At 28.9% G+C, this 19,184-nt stretch carries 20 protein-coding genes and 1 tRNA gene; 2 read left to right on the top strand and 19 right to left on the bottom strand.

Annotated elements, in window-relative coordinates; all coding sequences use genetic code 11:
- Position 1: 1 nt before the first annotated feature.
- The 14 genes from rsxA to polA form a co-directional block, all read right to left on the bottom strand.
- Positions 2–577, bottom strand: coding sequence for an electron transport complex subunit RsxA (gene rsxA, locus ACTG46_RS05730; protein ID WP_054269663.1), 576 nt, complete (start codon positions 575–577; stop codon positions 2–4).
- Positions 578–591: 14 nt separating this feature from the next.
- Positions 592–1,185 carry an electron transport complex subunit RsxE gene (rsxE, locus tag ACTG46_RS05725; protein WP_021383804.1) on the bottom strand — a complete coding sequence of 198 codons (594 nt, stop codon included), beginning with the start codon at positions 1,183–1,185 and terminating at the stop codon, positions 592–594.
- A gap of 12 nt (positions 1,186–1,197) precedes the next feature.
- Positions 1,198–1,767 carry an RnfABCDGE type electron transport complex subunit G gene (locus ACTG46_RS05720; RefSeq protein WP_054269662.1) on the bottom strand — a complete coding sequence of 190 codons (570 nt, stop codon included), beginning with the start codon at positions 1,765–1,767 and terminating at the stop codon, positions 1,198–1,200.
- Positions 1,767–2,744 (bottom strand): RnfABCDGE type electron transport complex subunit D, encoded by a 978-nt coding sequence (locus tag ACTG46_RS05715; RefSeq protein WP_054269661.1) that lies wholly within the window; start codon positions 2,742–2,744, stop codon positions 1,767–1,769. Before ACTG46_RS05715 ends, ACTG46_RS05720 begins: the two co-directional genes overlap by 1 nt.
- Before the next feature lie 22 nt (positions 2,745–2,766).
- Positions 2,767–4,104, bottom strand: coding sequence for an electron transport complex subunit RsxC (rsxC, locus tag ACTG46_RS05710; protein WP_054269660.1), 1,338 nt, complete (start codon positions 4,102–4,104; stop codon positions 2,767–2,769).
- A gap of 215 nt (positions 4,105–4,319) precedes the next feature.
- Complete coding sequence (locus tag ACTG46_RS05705) at positions 4,320–5,264, bottom strand: hypothetical protein (protein WP_054269659.1); 945 nt, start codon at positions 5,262–5,264, stop codon at positions 4,320–4,322.
- A 110-nt stretch (positions 5,265–5,374) separates the two neighbouring features.
- On the bottom strand, positions 5,375–6,670 hold the full coding sequence (locus ACTG46_RS05700; protein WP_479923747.1) for a Cwl0971 familypeptidoglycan hydrolase: 1,296 nt from the start codon (positions 6,668–6,670) through the stop codon (positions 5,375–5,377).
- 122 nt (positions 6,671–6,792) lie between these two features.
- Positions 6,793–7,164, bottom strand: a complete 372-nt coding sequence (locus tag ACTG46_RS05695) for a VOC family protein (RefSeq protein WP_054269657.1) — start codon at positions 7,162–7,164, stop codon at positions 6,793–6,795.
- 278 nt (positions 7,165–7,442) lie between these two features.
- A complete protein-coding gene (locus ACTG46_RS05690) occupies positions 7,443–8,042 on the bottom strand; it encodes a hypothetical protein (RefSeq protein ID WP_054269656.1) in 600 nt (199 codons plus the stop codon).
- Between the two features lie 200 nt (positions 8,043–8,242).
- Positions 8,243–8,455, bottom strand: a complete 213-nt coding sequence (locus ACTG46_RS05685; protein WP_054269655.1) for a heavy-metal-associated domain-containing protein — start codon at positions 8,453–8,455, stop codon at positions 8,243–8,245.
- A gap of 72 nt (positions 8,456–8,527) precedes the next feature.
- A complete protein-coding gene (locus tag ACTG46_RS05680) occupies positions 8,528–10,246 on the bottom strand; it encodes an ABC transporter substrate-binding protein (protein WP_054269654.1) in 1,719 nt (572 codons plus the stop codon).
- Complete coding sequence (locus tag ACTG46_RS05675) at positions 10,246–10,800, bottom strand: lytic transglycosylase domain-containing protein (RefSeq protein WP_054269653.1); 555 nt, start codon at positions 10,798–10,800, stop codon at positions 10,246–10,248. The genes ACTG46_RS05680 and ACTG46_RS05675 overlap by 1 nt, the downstream gene beginning before the upstream one ends.
- Positions 10,793–11,395, bottom strand: a complete 603-nt coding sequence (gene coaE / locus ACTG46_RS05670; protein WP_479923746.1) for a dephospho-CoA kinase — start codon at positions 11,393–11,395, stop codon at positions 10,793–10,795. Before coaE ends, ACTG46_RS05675 begins: the two co-directional genes overlap by 8 nt.
- An 8-nt stretch (positions 11,396–11,403) precedes the next feature.
- On the bottom strand, positions 11,404–14,052 hold the full coding sequence (gene polA, locus ACTG46_RS05665) for a DNA polymerase I (RefSeq protein WP_054276220.1): 2,649 nt from the start codon (positions 14,050–14,052) through the stop codon (positions 11,404–11,406).
- A 151-nt stretch (positions 14,053–14,203) separates the two neighbouring features.
- On the opposite strand from polA, the gene ACTG46_RS05660 reads away from it, so the two are divergent.
- Positions 14,204–14,291, top strand: a tRNA-Leu gene (locus tag ACTG46_RS05660).
- Between the two features lie 142 nt (positions 14,292–14,433).
- Here the strand turns inward: ACTG46_RS05660 and ACTG46_RS05655 are convergent.
- Positions 14,434–15,309 (bottom strand): LysR substrate-binding domain-containing protein, encoded by an 876-nt coding sequence (locus ACTG46_RS05655; protein ID WP_479923745.1) that lies wholly within the window; start codon positions 15,307–15,309, stop codon positions 14,434–14,436.
- Between the two features lie 130 nt (positions 15,310–15,439).
- Here ACTG46_RS05655 and ACTG46_RS05650 point away from each other — a divergent pair, with 130 nt between their 5' ends.
- Positions 15,440–15,787, top strand: coding sequence for a cupin domain-containing protein (locus ACTG46_RS05650; protein ID WP_054269649.1), 348 nt, complete (start codon positions 15,440–15,442; stop codon positions 15,785–15,787).
- A 194-nt stretch (positions 15,788–15,981) separates the two neighbouring features.
- On the opposite strand, the gene ACTG46_RS05645 is transcribed toward ACTG46_RS05650, so the two are convergent.
- The 4 genes from ACTG46_RS05645 to ACTG46_RS05630 form a co-directional block, all read right to left on the bottom strand.
- A complete protein-coding gene (locus ACTG46_RS05645; RefSeq protein ID WP_479923744.1) occupies positions 15,982–16,425 on the bottom strand; it encodes a hypothetical protein in 444 nt (147 codons plus the stop codon).
- A gap of 2 nt (positions 16,426–16,427) precedes the next feature.
- Positions 16,428–16,625, bottom strand: coding sequence for a helix-turn-helix transcriptional regulator (locus ACTG46_RS05640; protein WP_054269647.1), 198 nt, complete (start codon positions 16,623–16,625; stop codon positions 16,428–16,430).
- 154 nt (positions 16,626–16,779) lie between these two features.
- Entirely contained in the window at positions 16,780–17,646 is an 867-nt protein-coding gene (locus tag ACTG46_RS05635; protein WP_479923743.1) for an AraC family transcriptional regulator, read from the bottom strand.
- A 229-nt stretch (positions 17,647–17,875) separates the two neighbouring features.
- Complete coding sequence (locus tag ACTG46_RS05630; RefSeq protein WP_054269645.1) at positions 17,876–18,745, bottom strand: nitroreductase family protein; 870 nt, start codon at positions 18,743–18,745, stop codon at positions 17,876–17,878.
- Positions 18,746–19,184: the final 439 nt, after the last annotated feature.

Raw genomic sequence — 19,184 nt, 5'->3', positions numbered from 1 at the left:
TTTATAGCTTTATAAGTCCTGTAAATCCTAAGAAAGCTATTGACATTAAACTTGCTGATATAAGTGTTATAGGGAAACCTTTAAACGCTTCTGGTATATCAGCTAATTCTAGTCTTTCTCTTATACCTGCGAATATTACTATTGCTAAAGTAAATCCAGCTCCAGCTCCAAATCCGTTTATTATTGTTTCTACTAAGTTATAACTTTTTTGAACATTAACTAGAGCTATACCAAGAACTGCACAGTTTGTAGTTATAAGAGGTAAATAAACTCCTAATGCTTGATATAAAGATGGACTCATCTTTTGAATTACCATTTCAACGAACTGAACTATAGAAGCTATAACTAATATGAAAGCTATTGTTTGTAAAAATTCAGTTCCAGTTTTCACTAATAAAATCTGTATAAAATAAGTTATAATTGAAGCTAAAGTTAAAACGAATGTAACTGCAACTCCCATCCCCACTGCTGTATCAACTTTCTTAGAAACTCCTAAGAAAGGACATATACCTAAGAACTGAGATGTTATAACGTTATTAACAAGAACGATACTTAAAAATAAAAGTATTAAATTCATTTATTACACCTCCACTACGCTTTTTTACTTCTTAATTTATTAAATCCTGCAAATAAGAATCCTAATGTTAAGAATGCACCTGGTGGTAATATAAATATTAATACTGGTTGGAAAGATGCTCCAAATAGAGTCAATCCAAATAAACTACCATTTCCAAGTAATTCTCTTACTGCACCTATTATTGTAAGAGCAACAGTAAATCCAAGACCTTGACCCACACCATCAACAATTGAAGCTAGTGGACCAGTTTTAAAAGCAAAACTTTCTGCACGAGCTAGTATTAAACAGTTAACAACTATTAATGGTATATATATACCAAGAGCCTTATCAAGAGCAGGAACATATGCTTTTAAAACCATTCCTACTATTGTAACAAATGTAGCTATAATTACTACAAATATAGGTATTCTTATCTTATCTGGTGTGATTTTTCTTAGTAATGATATAACTAAATTTGCACATATTAAAACTGCTGCTGTTGAAAGACCCATACCGATTCCATTTATTGCTGAAGTTGTAACGGCTAGTGTTGGACACATACCTATAACTTGCACAAATGTTGGGTTCTCATCTATTAGCCCATTTTTAAATACTTTAGCTAAATTCATAATTAACCCTCCTTATTTATTAAGAGCACTATTGAAAACATCTATAGCCGCATTTACTCCTGTAGTAACTGCTGTAGACGTAATAGTTGCACCTGATATTGCTAGTATTTGATTGTCTGCTGTTGTACTACCTTTTGCTACTTCAAGAGGTTCAGCAGTTTTTCCTTTGTATTGACCTTTAAACGCATCATCTTTAGCTTTTGCTCCAAGTCCTGCTGTCTCTGTCATATTCCCAATATCAACACCTGTAACTTGACCTTCAGATGATATACCTACCATAACTTCAATTTCTCCACCATAACCACTTGGTTTAGCTTTTAAAGTATATCCCACTACTTCAGAACCATCAAGACCTTCATATACCTCAGCTATAAGTCCATCTCCAAGGTTTTTATAAGTACTTTCTTTCATTTCTTTGAACTCTTTTGCTTCTGGAAGTACTGCCTTTCTAAGTTCATTATTTGCTTGTATATTTCTTTGTTCTATTACTGGAGCTGTAACTTGATTTGTAGCTCCAAGTGCTAATGCGGCTATAGCACTTATAGCAAGTAAAGTTCCACCTAGTCTTACAATACTATTCATTATTTAGCCACCTCCCCAAACACTCTATTTCTAACAAACTTATCTATAAGTGGAGCAAGACAGTTTACTAGTAGTATTGAGTAAGATACACCTTCTGGATATCCACCATACATTCTTATAACAGTTGTTATAAGACCAGCTAATACAGCGTATATTATTTGACCTTTCTTAGTCATAGGCGAAGTTGTATAATCCGTAAGCATGAAGAATCCACCTAACATAAGACCTCCAGCAAACAATTGATATATTGCGAAATTTATATTAAATCCACCTAAAAGGAATGTTAATATAAATACAGTTGCTATGTAAAATACTGGTATAACATAATTTATTATGCCTTTATACATTAGGTATACTCCACCTAATAATAATAATATTGCTGATGTTTCACCTATACATCCACCAATATTACCAATCATCATATCAGCGAGACTAATTCCATTGCTAGAAAGGTCTGCTAATCCTGCTGCTCCATTTTTCAAAAAGCTCAATGGAGTTGCTGTACTAACTGCATCTAAGTTTTTACCTATCCAGTTAACACCTGGTTGAGTCCAAGCAGTCATTGCAACTGGGAATGATGCTAATAAAAATGCTCTTGCAGCAAGTGCTGGATTGACAAAGTTACATCCAATTCCACCAAATACCATTTTAACTACTAATATTGCAAATATTCCTCCTACTAGACACATCCACCAAGGAAGTGATGCAGGTACGTTAAATGCCAATAATAATCCTGTTACAACAGCTGAAAAATCTCCTATAGTACTTTTTTGCTTCATAAATTTTTGATATAAAAATTCAGTACCTACTGTACCAAGTATACAAAAAAACATAGCACTCAAAGCATTAAGTCTAAAGAAGTATACTCCTGCTACTGCTGCTGGAAGGAGTGCTATAATAACTTGTTTCATTATATATGAAGTATCTTCATTACTTCTCACATGAGGAGAAGATGATACTATCAACTTATTTTCCATCGTTTTTCCCCCTTAACTTTCTTTATTTCTGAGCAGCTTGCTTTCTTCTCTTTGCTCCTATTTCTCTCTTTGCTGATCTTATAGATTGAAGTAATGGTCTTCTTGCTGGACAAATAAATGAACAAGACCCACATTCTATACAATCCATTGCTCTATGATATTCAGCTGTGTCATAATCATCTTTTAAAGAATATGCACTTATATAAAGTGGTTGTAAGAATGATGGACATACATCTGTACATCTTCCACATCTTAAACAGTTTTGAATATCTGGAGTACGTGATTCTTCCTCATCCAAACATAAAATTCCTGAAGAACCTTTATTAGTTGCTATTTCAGTAGTATATTGAGCTATCCCCATCATAGGTCCACCCATTATAACTTTACCAACCTTCTTATCGTCTTTAAATCCACCACATTGTTCTATTATTTCTGAAACCAATGTCCCAACTTTTGTTATTAGGTTTTTAGGTTCTTTGATACAACTACCTGTTATTGTAGTAATTCTTTCTACCAAAGGCATACCTGTTTTAATAGATTTAGCTATTTGAGCTGCTGTGGCAACGTTGTCAACAACTGCCCCTGCTGCTATTGGTAATCCACCAGATGGAACTTCTTTACCTGTACACGCATAAATAAGTTGTTTTTCTGCTCCTTGTGGATATTTCACTTGAAGACCAACAACTTCGATTTCACTATAATCTTTAGCTACATTTTGGATTGCTTCTATAGCATCTGGTTTATTTGTTTCAATTCCTATAAATCCTTTTTTAACATCTAATACCTTCATTAAAGCTCTTAAACCAAACACAACATCTTCTGGATTTTCAAGCATTAATCTGTGGTCTGCAGTTAAATATGGTTCACACTCTGCTCCATTTAATATAACTACTTCTGCTTTACTATCTGGTGGAGGAGATACTTTTACATGGTTAGGGAATGTAGCTCCACCCATACCTACTATTCCTGCCTCTTTTATAATACCTACTATATCTTCTTTACTCAAATCCTCTAACTGACCTTTTGGTTGAACACTTTCATGTAATTCTTCCTTAAAGTCGTTTTCGATAACTACACATTGAGCTGAACCACCTGGTACTTCATGTTGTTCAATAGCAATAACTTTTCCTGATACTGAAGAGTGAACGTTACATGAAACGAAACCTTGTTGCTCACCTATTTTTTGCCCAAACTTTACTTCATCACCAACTTCAACGATAGGTTTAGCTGGTGCCCCTATATGTTGCTGAAGAGGAATGTAAACTATCTTTGGAGCTTGAGCTTTTTCAAGTGCCTTTGTGTTAGAGTACTCTTTTCTATATGGAGGATGTATCCCTCCCTTAAAAGTTAAGAGTTTCATTGTTTTACCCCCTTATCTATAAAAAAACATTTTTTCTGCCTTCTATAAGTATACTATATATATTAAAAAATCTTAACAATTGTTAAAAAAATATCCCTATTTTTATAATTTATTTTATAAATCAATACCTTTATATTAAGTCAAAATGAGGAAAAGGATTGCTTAATTAAACAATCCTTTTCATATAGCTTTCTAAAATCTAAATTTTCTGTATTTTATTTTATAGAATTTATAAACAGAGAGTACTCTTGCATAGATGATAAAAGTAGACTTTTACTCACACTATATTTTTCTTCATTTGCAGCTTTTGAAGCTGTATCAATTTTTTCATTTACATTCTTTACATAATCAATCAAATTATCTTTAAATAAACGCATTTCAGAATAGTCAATCTTTTCAGCTTCTTTTGATATATTTTGTGATATTGCCTTTCTATTTGTCAAAATAGTATTATATTTTTTCATATCCACATTATTTTCATCATTTGACCAAAAACTTGATTCTTCTTTAAAGTTTGTTATTAATTTATTTAATTCATTAGATATACTCTCTATATAAGCGTAATTACTTGTGTATTCTAGAGATAACATAGGTGCATCTAGGTGTGACAAAAATGCATCTGGAAATACCTTTCTTACATTGTTTATGTGCTTTCTGACCTCATTTTCATCAAATGAAGAATATGTCTGTATTTTTTTTACACCATCCTTCTCCATAACTGAAAAAGGTATATCACTGCTGACTAATGATGTCTGTATTTTTTTCAAGTCATCATTATTATCTATTGCTGCAACTTGAATAGTATACATGTCCCATCCCTCTATAGTAGCTAATTTTACTTCTTCTGCTTCTTTAGTATTATTTACTGTTTTTTCTGGATTAGTTTCTTCTTTACCTTCTGAATTGGTTTGTGATTTAGATTTCTTTCCGTTTTTTATTGAATTTAATTCATCAGATATATCTTTATAAGTTATATCTGATGAATGATTTAGAAATGGTATTTTAGCTGATACATATTCAAGTACCTTGCTATCTTTTATTTTTGTATAAGAATAATAGCCAATCAGACACAAGCAAGCAATAGTTATAACATACTTACGTAAATCAATTTTATGTCTATTATTATTAAATCCTCTGTATATCGTTTTTCTTCTATTCATTAGTTTGTCCCCCCCAAAATTATATTATTAATAAAGTATATTTTTAAGAGTCACAATTTATGAATAGAAATAATTATTTATTCTAATTTTTTAATAAGACATTATATTCGTTAAGCTAGTCTTCTTGCTCCAAGTAATACTTTGGACCAATATGAACTAGTTAAATTATCAACTTTTACCTTATTAGGATTGGTCTGAGTACCACTACAATGGATAAACTTACTATTACCTACATATATACCTACATGATTAGTTGCTCCATCTCCATCAGTATCAAAGTAAACTAAATCTCCTGGAGCATAATTTCCCATAGAAACTGCGCTTCCAGACTTAGCTTGCTCTCTAGAAACCCTTGGAATAGAAACACCTACAGAATTTTTGAAAACATACTGTGTAAATCCAGAGCAGTCAAATTTATCAGGGCCTGATGCTCCCCATTGATATGGAATTCCAATAAGAGTATATGCAAAGTCTACTATTGTTGAACCTTTTGCTGTAGATTTATCTGAATTTCCATTAAATGACGAATTAGAATTACTGTTAGACTGAGAATTCTGATTAGATGATGAACTAGGATTTTCTTTTGCACCTTCACTAGTCTCAGAAATATAACTAGCACTTACCCATCCAGTTGTCCCATTTGATAACTTTACTTTATACCATCCACTACTCTTAGCTTTTAATTCAACAATATCTCCAGCATTTAATTTTCCTATTATAGAATAGCTTGTCCCAGGTCCACTTCTTACATTTAAACTTACAGTAGATGTAACTTTACCATTTTTACCTTCTATTGATTCTTCACTAGATGGCTTTTTATCAGAATTATTAGTACTATTTGAATTAGAACTGTTTGAATTAGAATTGTTTGTTCCAACATCTTCTGACGTTTTTGAGATATATTGGCTACTAGCCCATCCAGTAACTCCATTTGATAATTTTATTTTATACCATCCATTACTTTGTTCTAATAATTTTACTACATCTCCATTATTTGCCTTACCAACTAATGAATAGTTAGTACCTGCGCCACTTCTTATATTCAATCTCGAACTTACATTAACCTTGCCATTTCCACTTATAGTTGTACCACTTGAAGTTGAATTGCTTTGGTTTGATGTACTTTCAGATGAACCACTAGTCGATATGTATTTTGCACTTCCCCATCCAACAACAGAATTTGATATCCTTACCTTATACCATCCATTAGATTTTTCTAAAATCTCTACAGCCTTTCCTTTGTATAATTTTGCTACTTTGTCACAGTCAGCACTTGGCCCACTTCTTATATTCAAAGCGCTTGCCGTTACTACTCCTTTTTCAAGAGCACTTGCATTTATGGAACTAACTGATACTGCTACTGCTCCAATTCCTAAAGCTGCTATAGCTTTCTTCACTACTATCACTCCCCCCAACAAATTTTTATAAACATAAAGTCATAACATTATTATCCATTTTTAGTACCTATAATTTAATGATAACTTATAATATAATTAATTGTAAAGAAATTATAAATATTTCCTTAAAATTAATAATTTTTAGGAAGTATTTCAATCCAATAATTATCTGGGTCTGCTATAAAATAAATTCCCATATTTTCATTTTCGAAACATATACAGTCCAAATCTTTATGAAGTTTTTTTGCCTTATCAAATTCATCAACTTCTAAAGCCAAATGGAATTCATTATCTCCTAAATTATATACTCCATCCCAATCTCTAAGCCAAGTTAATTCTAATGTATGGCTAGTAATACCATCCCCTAAATAAACTAATATAAAACTACCATCTTCTGCCTCTTTACGCTTTACTTCTTTCAACCCTAAAGCTTTATTATAAAAATTCAGACTTTTTTCTAAGTCAGTAACATTGAAATTGTTATGGCAAAAATTAAACTTCATTTTGAAATCACCCTCCAATTTTTATTTTTTTTATATTATATCATTATTATAAATTTATTTAAATCACATTAAGTTAAAAATTTGAATAATGCTGTGTAATTCATAAATAGTAGTAAATTATTTAAGATAATATGTCAAAAAAAGAATAAGTTCTATCGAATCCACAGAAGAATTATAATCAAGTTATACTTAATCATGTAAATTGATAGAACTTACTATTTAAAATTTTTATAATAATTACCTTACCTCATTCAATTCTAACTAAACAGATTAAAATCTTAATTCTTAATCTTTTCTTTAATAATATAGTTTATCACTTTTTTTCTAATGTCTTCAGCATTATAATCATCTTCTACTTGTATATCCAAAAGTTTTGCTATAGACTTCATATCTTCCCTAGTTTTTGACCTATAACTTGCTATTAATTCATCTTTTATCTTTTCAGGTTCTAAAAGATATTCTTCATCTCCTCTTTTAAAAGCAACATACTTTTGAGCATATGAACTTCTATTATAGTATATATATCTTGATATTTTTCTTAAAATCTGATTATATGAAAGTCTCTTGTTAATATCAAGCTTTAAGTACTCTGAAAAAGCAAATAGCTCTTTTTTTGATTTAAATAAAGTTTCCTTCTTTATAGTTCTTGATATCGAATTTACACTTTCTTGATATGCACACTTTTTCAACATTTTTAAATATACTCTATTAAGACCAATACTTTGATTAAATTTTTTTATGTTATTATTGATAATCTTATCTAAATTGCCCTCAAAGTATTTTTTTGCTCCTTTTTGTGATACATAACTCTCAAGTTCTTTGTGGGCCATATCAAGTATCATTTTTTTTAAATCCTCTTTATATCCCCTAGATTCCATGATACTCCCTCCCTTAACTATTTATAGTATATTCAAAATAATTAAGAAATGTGAGTAATCACGAAAATTTTTTATTTTTTATGTATATATTAATTTAAAAGGGGAGATAATAGTAATGTAAAATCAAACATACTCAATCTCCCCCATTTTTAGACCTCTATTACTCCCCCAATAGAGGTCTTTTTTTAGTTTATTATTTTCTATTCAATTCCTTTTAGTTCAAATCCTAATTCTGCAATTACTTCTTTTAATTTTTCAGTTGATACATCATCTTTCATATCTACAGATGCACATTTGTTTTCTAAATCTACATCTAAAACTTCAACACCATCTATATCTTCTGTTAATGCAGTTTTAAGATGATTTACACAATGACCACAACTCATACCTTCTACTAATAGTTTCTTTTTCATTTAATTACCTCCTTATACCCTATAAGGGTATTTTATCATATAGTTTTGACTTTTTAAATACTAATTAATCATTTAATTTGATTCACTAGATTTTATATCTAGATTAGATATTCCCTCATATACATCAAAATCATTTGGAGTAATTTTACCTTTTAATCTACTATTACTTACAATATAGTTATTTCTGATAGCCAAACTTATAAATGTTGCGTTATCTTTTACATATGTCTGTACATCTTTGTATGCTTTCTTTGTTTCAATTTCAGATGTAGAACTTGTAAGTGTAGACATATATCCATTTAATCTATCATCAGTATATCCACTACTTGCTATAATGCTACTTGCATCTGGTATACTTGATAGTTTCCATCCAACCAATGCTAAATCATAGTTTTTAGAATTAAGAGCATTTTCCATGTCTTTATCTGATAACTGATTTATTGTATTGTTTATTCCTATAGCCTTTAAGTTCTCACTTATTATGTTTGCAGTTTTTAATCTTTCACTATTATCTCTATTTACTATAATTTTTAAATTCATTTCAGAAAGTCTTTTCTTTACTTCTTCTTTTTCTCTATTTTTTTTATCTTCAGCTTCCTTTTTAACTCTTTCTTCTTCCTCTTTTTTAGCTTTTGCTTCTTCTTCAGGAGTAAGTTTCTTTGTATTCTTTTTAGTTACTTTTTTTTGTTTTTTATCTACTTTATTATCATTTTGATTTACTGAATTTATATTTGCATATTCTACTTTATTAAGATACTCTATTGCTTTATCTTTATTAAATTCTAAAGCTTTCATTTCACTATCATAGTATTTTGATTTTGAATTAAGTGGAAAATTAACTGGAGTAGCATCATCCATATATCCTTCACTAATAATTCTATCTTTATTTATAGAATGTGCAATTGCTTTTCTGAAATTAACATCTTTGAAAAAAGGATTATTATAATTAAATACTATACATTCATAATCTCTACCTTGATATTTTGTTATATTAAATTCTTTCTCTTGAAACTTACTCAAATCATTCAATGTAACATTAGTTATATCACTATCAAGAGCCATAACCATAGATGTTCTTGCATCTTCATTAGGAACCATACCTACTTTTATATTCTTCATTGTCTTTGGAACTTCTTCATAATACTCTTTATTTACAGATAAAATCATTCCTTCTCTTTCTGTATATGATTCTATTTTATATTTCCCATTTCCTATCATATTATTATTTTTGTCATTTGCATCTTTTGAATCTAAATGATTTTGAGATACTATTGGAAAAATTAAACTATCAATAGAGAAAGCATATCTAGCTTTAAATTTTATCGTAAAATCTTTGTCGGATTTAATATTCACTGAAGCTATGTTTTTAGTAAATTCATTGTATGGACTATCTGCACTTTTTTGAATTAAACCAATAGTATAATTTACATCATTTGAAGTAACAGCTTTTCCATCATGCCACTTTGCATCTTTTAACTTTATATCTATACTCATTCCATCTTGAGCTATATTATACTCTTTAACTAGTTGAGGAGTTACATTATAGTTCTCATCTATAGTAAATAAACCATCATAAACTAAATTCATTATATAACCAACAGACTTATCAGTATTCGTTATAGGATTTATAGTTTTGGGAGTTACCATTGTTAAGTTTATATACTTAGCATCTATAGAACTTTGACTTTTTAAACTTGAATCACTACTACTTTGTTTTGTTTTAGTATTACTACACCCAACTACCATAAGAGTTATAGCTAAAACAACTGTTAAGACTTTTATTCTCTTCATTAGTTTTTTCCTTTCTTGCCATATATCTTATTATAATGTTTATAATTATTTTTCACTTTTTCTACATACTTTGAAGTTTGTTCAAAAGGTATGTCATGTAGATTTTCTCCATCTTTACTATATTCATTATTTTCTAACCACTTTTTCACATTACCTGAACCACCATTATATGCAGCTATTACTAAGTCTAATTTACCAAATTCCTTGTATAATTTATTTAAGTACCAACAACCAAGTCTTATATTAGTCTCCGGGTCAAAGATATCAACATTTTTTAACTTTAGTTCATCTGCTCCCCAATCCCTAGTTATGTCTAATAGTTGCATTAAACCCTTTGCTTCTTTTTTTGAAACAGCAGAACTATTAAACTTACTTTCAGCTTTTATAACACTGTAAACTATATTTTCATCTAAATTAAATTCCTTAGAATATTTTTCTACATATTCTGAATATTTTTTTGGATATAAAAATTTATGTATTACTTTGCTTTCCATTAATAGTGTTCCAAATAAGATTATAAAAATAGATAGAATCAATACTTTCTTACTATTCACGCCAATTCTCCTTCATGTACTCAATAAATTTGTGTGCTTTACTTTCTAATTCAGTTATTGTTCCCGAATTATCTATTATATAATCACCATATTTGGATTTTTCTTCCTGACTCATTTGTGAATTTATCCTACTAATTGCTTCTTGTTCACTACAATTATCTCTATTCTTTATTCTGTTAATTTGCACTTCTCGTTTACAAGTAACTACTAATAGCTTGTCAACCATCTCTAGAAATCCACTTTCTACCAATATAGCCGCATCCAAAATCACTATACTTTCGCCTTTTTTTCTTACTTCATCTATTTCACTCATTATTTTTTCTCTTATTCGTGGATGAGTCAAATTATTTAGCTCTCTAAGCTTTTCTTCATCGTTAAAAACGATTCTTCCAAGAGCTTTTCTATTTAATGTTCCATTATCATTTTTTACATTTTGCCCAAAACAATCAAATACTTTTTTTAATAGTATCTTATCTTCAAATATTTTTCTAGATATAATATCTGCATCCACTATAGAAATATTAAGGTTTCTGAATATATTTGATAGGCTGCTTTTTCCACAGCCTATTCCTCCTGTAAGTCCTAATATCAACATAAAATCACCTACTTTGTCTCATACCAAGAACTACCGACATTTAAATCTACATCTAAGTGAACATCCATACTTACAGCATTTTCCATTTCCTCTTTTACTATCTTCTTAACTATCTCTATTTCATCATCAATTGCTTCAACTATCAATTCATCGTGAACTTGTAGTATAAGTTTTGATTTTAAATTATTATCTTCCAATTTTTTATGAACATTTATCATTGCAATTTTTATTATATCTGCTGCACTTCCTTGTATTGGTGCATTCATCGCAAATCTTTTTCCTCTGTTTCTCTCCATAAAATTACTTGATTTTATTTCTGGTATATATCTTCTTCTGTTTAAAATTGTTACAGCATATCCATCTTCACTAGCCTTTTCTATTGTCATATCCATAAATTCTTTTATTTTATGGTATTTAGCAAAATAACTTTCAATGTACTCTTTTGCTTTTGGTACAGGTATATTTAAATCATCAGCCAATCCAAAATCACTTTTACCATATATAATCCCAAAGTTTACTGCTTTAGCTGCACCTCTCAGTTCACTAGTGACACTTTCCATAGGAACATTGAAAACTTGTGAAGCTGTCTTAGTATGAATGTCTTCATTGTGTTTAAATGCTTCTATCATATTTTCATCTTGGCTCATATGTGCAAGAACTCTAAGTTCTACCTGTGAGTAATCGGCATCAACCAACTTACAATTATCATCCGCAATGAACACTTTTCTTATTTTTCTACCCATTTCCATTTTTATAGGTATATTTTGAAGATTTGGTTCTGTAGATGAAATTCTTCCTGTAGTTGTTATTGTTTGATTAAATGATGAATGAATCCTATTACTCTCTGGATTTATTATATTTAAAAGTCCTTCAACATAAGTAGAGTTTAGCTTTACTATTTGTCTATACTCAGTTATCTTATCTATTATTGGATGTTTATCCCTTAATTTTTCTAAAACATCTGCATTAGTAGAATATCCAGTCTTAGTTTTTTTGATTATTGGAAGCTCTAATTTTTCAAATAATATGACACCTAGTTGTTTTGGTGAATTTATATTGAATGGCTCTCCAGATAATTCATAGATTTCCTTTTCTAATGTAGCTATTATTTCTTTAAACTCAACACTCAATTCATCCAGGATACTTTTATCTACTTTTATGCCTTCATACTCCATATGCCCTAAAACTTCTACTAAAGGCATCTCTACATGATAAAAAAGACCATCCATACTCATATCTATTAGACTTCTTTCCATCATAGGAACTGTTTCTTTTACTGTGCATATTATTTGACCCATGTACTCAGCTAAATCCTCAAATTCTAAATCCTCATAGTTTTTAGATTTAACTCCTTTGCCTAATAACTCTTCTTTTGATTTAACCTTTTTTGATAAGTACTTCATAGCTATTGCACCACAATCATATGAAGTAGATGAAGTTGAATCTATTAAATACTCAGCTATTGTTATATCAAAATACATATTTTCCAAGTTTATATTATATGGTTTTAGAGATATATAATCATCTTTTAAATTATATCCATATTTTTTAATTTCGTTATTTGAAAGTATACTATCTAATTTTGTTATTTCATCTGAATCTATATAATATATTTTTTCTCCATCTACACTTATAAAGATATATATTATATTTTTTTCAAGTATATTACCTTGTCCTCTAACAGTTTTTAAAATAACTTGTCCTTTTTCCTTCACTTCATCTATGAATTTGTCTATCTCTTTCAATTTTAATATTTCTATTTTTTCTTCTACTTGCTCTGTATCATTTGAATCAACCAAATCAACCAATCTTGATAAGAGACTTGTAAATCCAAAATATCTAAATTTATCTAAAAGCTCATCTTTATCGTAATCACCAAAAATCATACTGTCTAAATTTACTTCTATTGGTACATCTCTTATAATAGTTGCTAGTCTTTTACTTTGAATAGCAAGTTCTTTATTTTCTTCTATTTTCTTTTTTACACTACCTTTAAGCTTCTCTGTATTATCTATTAAGTTCTCTATACTAGAGAACTCCTTTATAAGTTTTATACCTGTTTTTTCACCTATTCCAGGTACTCCAGGTATATTATCTGACTTATCTCCCATAAGACCTTTTAAATCTATAAACTGTGTTGGAGTCATCTCGTACTTTTCAATCACAGAATTAAAGTTGTATTCTTCTACTTCTCCAACTCCTTTTTTTGTTATAAGAGTAGTTGTATTATCTGAAGCAAGCTGAATAGCATCTTTATCTCCAGTTACTATGTATACCTTATATCCATTTTCTTCTGCCTTTTTAGAAACAGTACCTATAATATCATCTGCTTCATAACCATCTATTTCTAATCTATTTATTTTAAATTTATCTAAAAGATCTTTTAATGGCTGTAATTGCTCTGCCAATTCATCTGGCATTCCCTTTCTTCCAGCCTTATATTCTTTATATTCTAGATGTCTAAATGTAGGTGCTTTCCTGTCAAAAGCTACACTTATATGTGTTGGTTTATATATATCAATCATTTTAAATAGCATTGTTGTAAATCCATATATAGCATTGGTCTTTAGACCTTCTTTGTTATTCATTTCTGGAAGAGCATAAAAAGCCCTATTTATTATTGAATTTCCATCTATTATAATTAATTTTTTTTCCAAATTATATCACTCCTAAAAATTATCTATTTTTCTAACATATATATTATATACCAATATACTGTTATTTAATATTCCCATAATAATAATAGTATATTAAAATTAAATATGTTGCAAACAATATATTTTTTTGCTATAATAATATACATGACATGCCCGAGTGGTGGAATTGGTAGACGCAGTGGACTCAAAATCCACCGGACTAATACTCCGTGCCGGTTCGAGTCCGGCCTCGGGCACCATTAAAAACTCCTAAATCTATTTATTCAATAGATTAGGGGCTTTTTTATTTTTTGACATCATAATTTTATATTGATACTTATTGAATTTTAAATTACTTTATTAATCAAAATATATTAATATATTAAATAGTTTTAAAATAATCTAGTATGTTTCTTTAACTATAGAAATAAAATCACAAAGATTCTTAGAAAGCCACTTATCTTTATGGTAGATTAATTGTGAATAAATATTATAGTTGGTATTAAATGGAACCTTAATCAACTCATGTTTTTCTAATTCCTTCTCCACTGCAAGCTCTGGAAGAATACACAATCCAAGTCCACTAAGTACTGTTTGTTTAATTACCTGAATACTTCCAGTTTCAAGAACTATTTTAGGTACTATAGATGATTCAGACAGCTCTTTTTCAAACAGACTTCTATAACAACAACTCTTTCCTGTCAAAATAAATGGAACATTTTGAAAGTCCTGAATATACACCTTTTCTTTTAAGGCTAAATCACTTTCTGGAACTGATAATACACAGATAGGCTCCTCATTTTTTAATACAGAAATAGCAGATTTATCATTTATAGGTAAATCAAGTATAAATGCTATATCAATAGTATTATCTGCAAGTAAAGGAACAAAATCAGAAGAATCTAGAGTTTTTATAAAAAGGTCAACATCTGGATATTTCTCTTTATATATTTTTATAATCTCAGGTAACTTAAAAATACAAATAGATTCTGATGCTCCAATAACAATACGCCCATAATTATCTTTCTCTTTATACATTTTTTCTATATCTGATGATAATAAAAGCATCTTTTCAGCATATGGAAGCAACTTCTCACCTTCTCTAGTCAATACTACACTTTTTCCTATACGTTCAAAGAGACGTACATCCAATTCTTTTTCTAATTGTTGTATATGAACTGTAATATTTGATTGTGCATAGTTCAAATATTCAGCAGTTTTAGTAAAATTTTTAATTTTACTAAGTATTAAAAATGTATTCAAATGTTTTAATTCCATATCTATTCCTCCATATTATCTAAATATTAGATTGATACAATCAAATCAATCTATTTCACAAATAATAAATTTGATGTTAACATACAGGTATAGTAAAAGTCAAACAAAATAAAATTTAAAGGAGACTCTAATGTTATCAAAAACTAATATAATTGAAGAAGTAAATAATATTGAGCAACTGTATGTATACAAAAAATTAGGAAAAATAAATAATAACATATTAAGTGTTGTACAAGTAGCAAACAGAAGTCTAGATTTTCATGTTCATGAAAAATCAGACGAATTGTTTTATGTAATAGAAGGAAAATTTAATTTAGAAACTTTAGAGGGGTTGACAGAAGTTAAAGAAGGAGAATTTATCATTGTTCCTCAAAATACAATACATAGACCAGTAGTTAAAAAACTTACAAAATTTCTAATGATTGAATTAGAAGGAACTCTGAATAAAGAAAATAGTGGTGATTTATACGAAGATTAATCTATTTTATAATATCTAAAAGTCATTCATAAGTAAGTATACTATAGTAATTAGCTTTAAAACATATAGAGTTCCATATAAAAAAGCCACAATACATAATACTTGTGGCTTTAAGAATTTATACAATTATATAAATTCATCTCCTAATATAAACTTTAAAGCTAATTTACTTTTATATAATTTTATACTTAGTATTATAACTTTTTATCTAATTTATTATATACAACAACCCCACAAATAAATTGAAATAAAATAAGCAATCCAAGAACAATTAAAACCCACTTACTTATTATCATTACAGAGAATACTCTCAATACAGAAACAATAACTATAAGAATTACGAAAATATAAGACATGATTTGGTTAGTAATTCGTCCAGATTTATCACGTAACATAATTCTTCTTTCATCATTCATCTCTATTCTTTGATTCTCTAGCTTTTCTTCATATTCTACAGACTTTTCTGGCTTACTCCAATATATATATTGAAAAATCATACATACCCCAGGCCCTAAAGCAGCTCCAGATAATCCCCAAATTAAAGCCTCAAATGAAAACTCTGTAAATATAGCCAATAAAACAAGTAGAATTCCACAAACAAAATATCCAATTCCAATGTATAATCTGCTCTTTTTCATTTTTACTCCTCCTCATAAATAAATATTTCTTCAATATTCATATCAAAATATCTTGCTATCTTAAAAGCTAATATGATAGAAGGATTATATCTACCATTTTCTAATGAACCTATAGTTTGTCTTGATACTTGCAAAGCAGATGCTAGTTCTTCTTGCCTTATACCTCTCTTTTTTCTTATTTCTTCTAATCTATTTTTCACCTTTTTCTCCTTTAATATCTCATTAATGTAAAGTCTACTTTCCATAATTATACAACTATTTTCCTCTTATGTAAAGTTTACTTTCCATCTATTCAAAAAAATTAACAGACCTTTTTAAGTCTGCAATTTTAAAATATTATGTTATTAATTAACTTTAATGTTGTTTCCTAATTGGAATCCAAACTTCTGTAGTATAATTAGGAGCATTGACATTACCATTAGGATAAAGTTCAATATCTGGCAAATTAGCATATACATATCCAGAGCTTGGTAACCATTCAGTAATAATTCTTTTTTGTAATTCTTGTATTGCCAAAGCATTTGGCATTGGAGATACACATTCAAATACTGCCCATGTACCTGATGGTATATAGTATTCATATGTATTTTCTAATACAGACTTATCTGTTGGAGCAGCAATATAGTAATCTAAATCTTTACCATTAGTACATACACTAACTCCTAGCAATCCTTGAGGCTCGTTATTTATCAATTCTGAAAGTTTATCAATTGTTCCATTTTTTATGGATTTAGCCCACAACTTAGGAACTTTATCAAAACACTCTTCTACAATCATATTCATACTTTCTTTTACACCAACAATACGGAATCCTTTCTTTTCTACAATACGATATTGCATTTCTACATTCCCTTTTACATAAATACTCAGTGTCATCTTAGGATATGCTTTTAAAACAACTCCCTTTGCCCTAGCTGCTGACGGAGAAATGCCATGTATATTTTGAAAAGCTCTATTAAAAGATGTTGGTGAATCATAACCATATTTCTCTGATAATTCTAAAATTTTAATGTTACTATTCTGTAGTTCAAATGCCGCTTTAGTCATACGTCTTCGTCTAATATATTCAGATAATGGTACATCTGCAATATATGAAAACATTCGTTGAAAATGAAAGGTTGAACAACATGCGATTTTTGCTGCTTCTGCATAATCTACTCCACTTTCAAGATTATCTTCAATATAAGTAATAGCTTGATTTAATTTATTTATCCATTCCATTTGATATTACCTCCAAGCAAATTATACAATCTAATAAAATAATATACCTCTCTATTCATGCACAAAATTGTAAGCATTTAAATTCACAGGTATTTTTTTATTCATAGCTATAATGAATAAAAAAGTTGTATTACACAATAAAAAAGTTCAATAACATTATATTATAGAATGTTATTGAACTTTTTATAAAAATTAATTTAAGTGTAGTTAAATTAAGTATTAAATTATCTTATATATTACAGTATCCAACTATTTTATAATCTTCTGGTACTTTGTAATCTTTGTCTGGAGTACCTAAATTCCACTTCAATTCAAACATAGTTGCACTTATTATTGTTGCAAAGTAAAGCATAACAATACCCACATCTATTTTTTCTTCATATAGACTAGTATGACCATCTTTTCTAACAGCTAAAACTACAACTCCTCCATCAACTATAAATCTCCATGGCTGTCTGTTTAGTGTAGATGGTGCTAATCTTGCATAGTGGAATGCCTCAAGAAGTGCTCTTTCTTCTAATACTTCTATACTTGCATCATTTCCCCATTCATCCATGTAAACTACATCTTCTACACCAAGTCTAGAAGAACCATTGTCTAATACAACTTGCATATCAGATTTTGAATAATTTTCGCCAGTCTTTGTAGCGTTTAGTACTTTAGTATTACTTACATTTTCGCCATATCCAATTGCTATAATTCCTGTTACTTCTTTATCTGAATCAATTCCAAGTTTCTCTCTTACTTTTTTGCCATCTTCAAAAGTAACCCAACAAGAGCCTATTCCAAGTTCTGTCACTTTAAAGATTATACTTTCTCCTATGTATCCTGAATTTTCAATATAGTTATCTTTTACATCAGATAATATGATAATATAACTTGGAGCATCTATCATATTTCCCTTATATCCTGCCACTTTATCTAAATTGTCAAAAACTTCATTTCTATTCATAATTCTTATGTCAACATCTATTTCTGGAACTAGTTTCTTGCAAGATTCTGAGTATTTCTTAATGTCACTAAGATATTCCTCTTTAATATCTGTGTTCTTGTACTCTCTAACAGACTTTCTATTTAATATGATTGTTTTATAATTCATAATTTTATCCTCCCCAAACTAGTATATTATTAATTATATACCCATTAATATGATATTTTACTCATTTACTTAACAAATAATAATTACAATTTTGTAATCATTATTTATTAATAATATTCCACTTTTACATTAATAATGACCAGTTGCGCAAAATCCATTGCCAACCTTCAAATAAACACATATTATAAAGGTAATATAAAATAAACAAACAAATCTTAACAAAAAATTAAACTTTTTTTACACGAAAGAAGGCTTCCCGTTGCCTTCTTTATTTTTGCAAAAAATAAGCTGTTCCTAAAATGATTTCACATTTTGAAACAGCCAAGTTATTTTATAATGACAACTATAATTTGAGGATGTGAGGGAGAGTTGTCATTATAAATTTAGGGTAATTATATTATGTTTTAAGCTAGTTCTTTCTATATTTATATAATACATT

Source organism: Clostridioides sp. LIBA-7678, from assembly GCF_056716065.1.
The sequence above is the reverse complement of the archived record's forward strand: the minus strand, read 5'-3'. Positions and strand labels throughout refer to the sequence as shown.

What these genes read in the sequence shown, in the direction of transcription:
- ACTG46_RS05645 (WP_479923744.1), bottom strand. Translation starts at nt 16,425, where the DNA reads ATGAAAAAGAGCAGATTATACATTGGAATTGGATATTTTGTTTGTGGA.
- ACTG46_RS05715 (WP_054269661.1), bottom strand. Translation starts at nt 2,744, where the DNA reads ATGGAAAATAAGTTGATAGTATCATCTTCTCCTCATGTGAGAAGTAAT.
- rsxE (WP_021383804.1), bottom strand. Translation starts at nt 1,185, where the DNA reads ATGAATTTAGCTAAAGTATTTAAAAATGGGCTAATAGATGAGAACCCA.
- ACTG46_RS05680 (WP_054269654.1), bottom strand. Translation starts at nt 10,246, where the DNA reads ATGAAGAGAATAAAAGTCTTAACAGTTGTTTTAGCTATAACTCTTATG.
- ACTG46_RS05705 (WP_054269659.1), bottom strand. Translation starts at nt 5,264, where the DNA reads ATGAATAGAAGAAAAACGATATACAGAGGATTTAATAATAATAGACAT.
- rsxC (WP_054269660.1), bottom strand. Translation starts at nt 4,104, where the DNA reads ATGAAACTCTTAACTTTTAAGGGAGGGATACATCCTCCATATAGAAAA.
- coaE (WP_479923746.1), bottom strand. Translation starts at nt 11,395, where the DNA reads ATGTTGATATTAGGACTTACAGGAGGAATAGGCTGTGGAAAAAGCAGC.
- ACTG46_RS05635 (WP_479923743.1), bottom strand. Translation starts at nt 17,646, where the DNA reads ATGGAATGGATAAATAAATTAAATCAAGCTATTACTTATATTGAAGAT.
- ACTG46_RS05650 (WP_054269649.1), top strand. Translation starts at nt 15,440, where the DNA reads ATGTTATCAAAAACTAATATAATTGAAGAAGTAAATAATATTGAGCAA.
- ACTG46_RS05695 (WP_054269657.1), bottom strand. Translation starts at nt 7,164, where the DNA reads ATGAAGTTTAATTTTTGCCATAACAATTTCAATGTTACTGACTTAGAA.
- ACTG46_RS05690 (WP_054269656.1), bottom strand. Translation starts at nt 8,042, where the DNA reads ATGGAATCTAGGGGATATAAAGAGGATTTAAAAAAAATGATACTTGAT.
- ACTG46_RS05720 (WP_054269662.1), bottom strand. Translation starts at nt 1,767, where the DNA reads ATGAATAGTATTGTAAGACTAGGTGGAACTTTACTTGCTATAAGTGCT.
- ACTG46_RS05630 (WP_054269645.1), bottom strand. Translation starts at nt 18,745, where the DNA reads ATGAATTATAAAACAATCATATTAAATAGAAAGTCTGTTAGAGAGTAC.
- ACTG46_RS05685 (WP_054269655.1), bottom strand. Translation starts at nt 8,455, where the DNA reads ATGAAAAAGAAACTATTAGTAGAAGGTATGAGTTGTGGTCATTGTGTA.
- ACTG46_RS05655 (WP_479923745.1), bottom strand. Translation starts at nt 15,309, where the DNA reads ATGGAATTAAAACATTTGAATACATTTTTAATACTTAGTAAAATTAAA.
- rsxA (WP_054269663.1), bottom strand. Translation starts at nt 577, where the DNA reads ATGAATTTAATACTTTTATTTTTAAGTATCGTTCTTGTTAATAACGTT.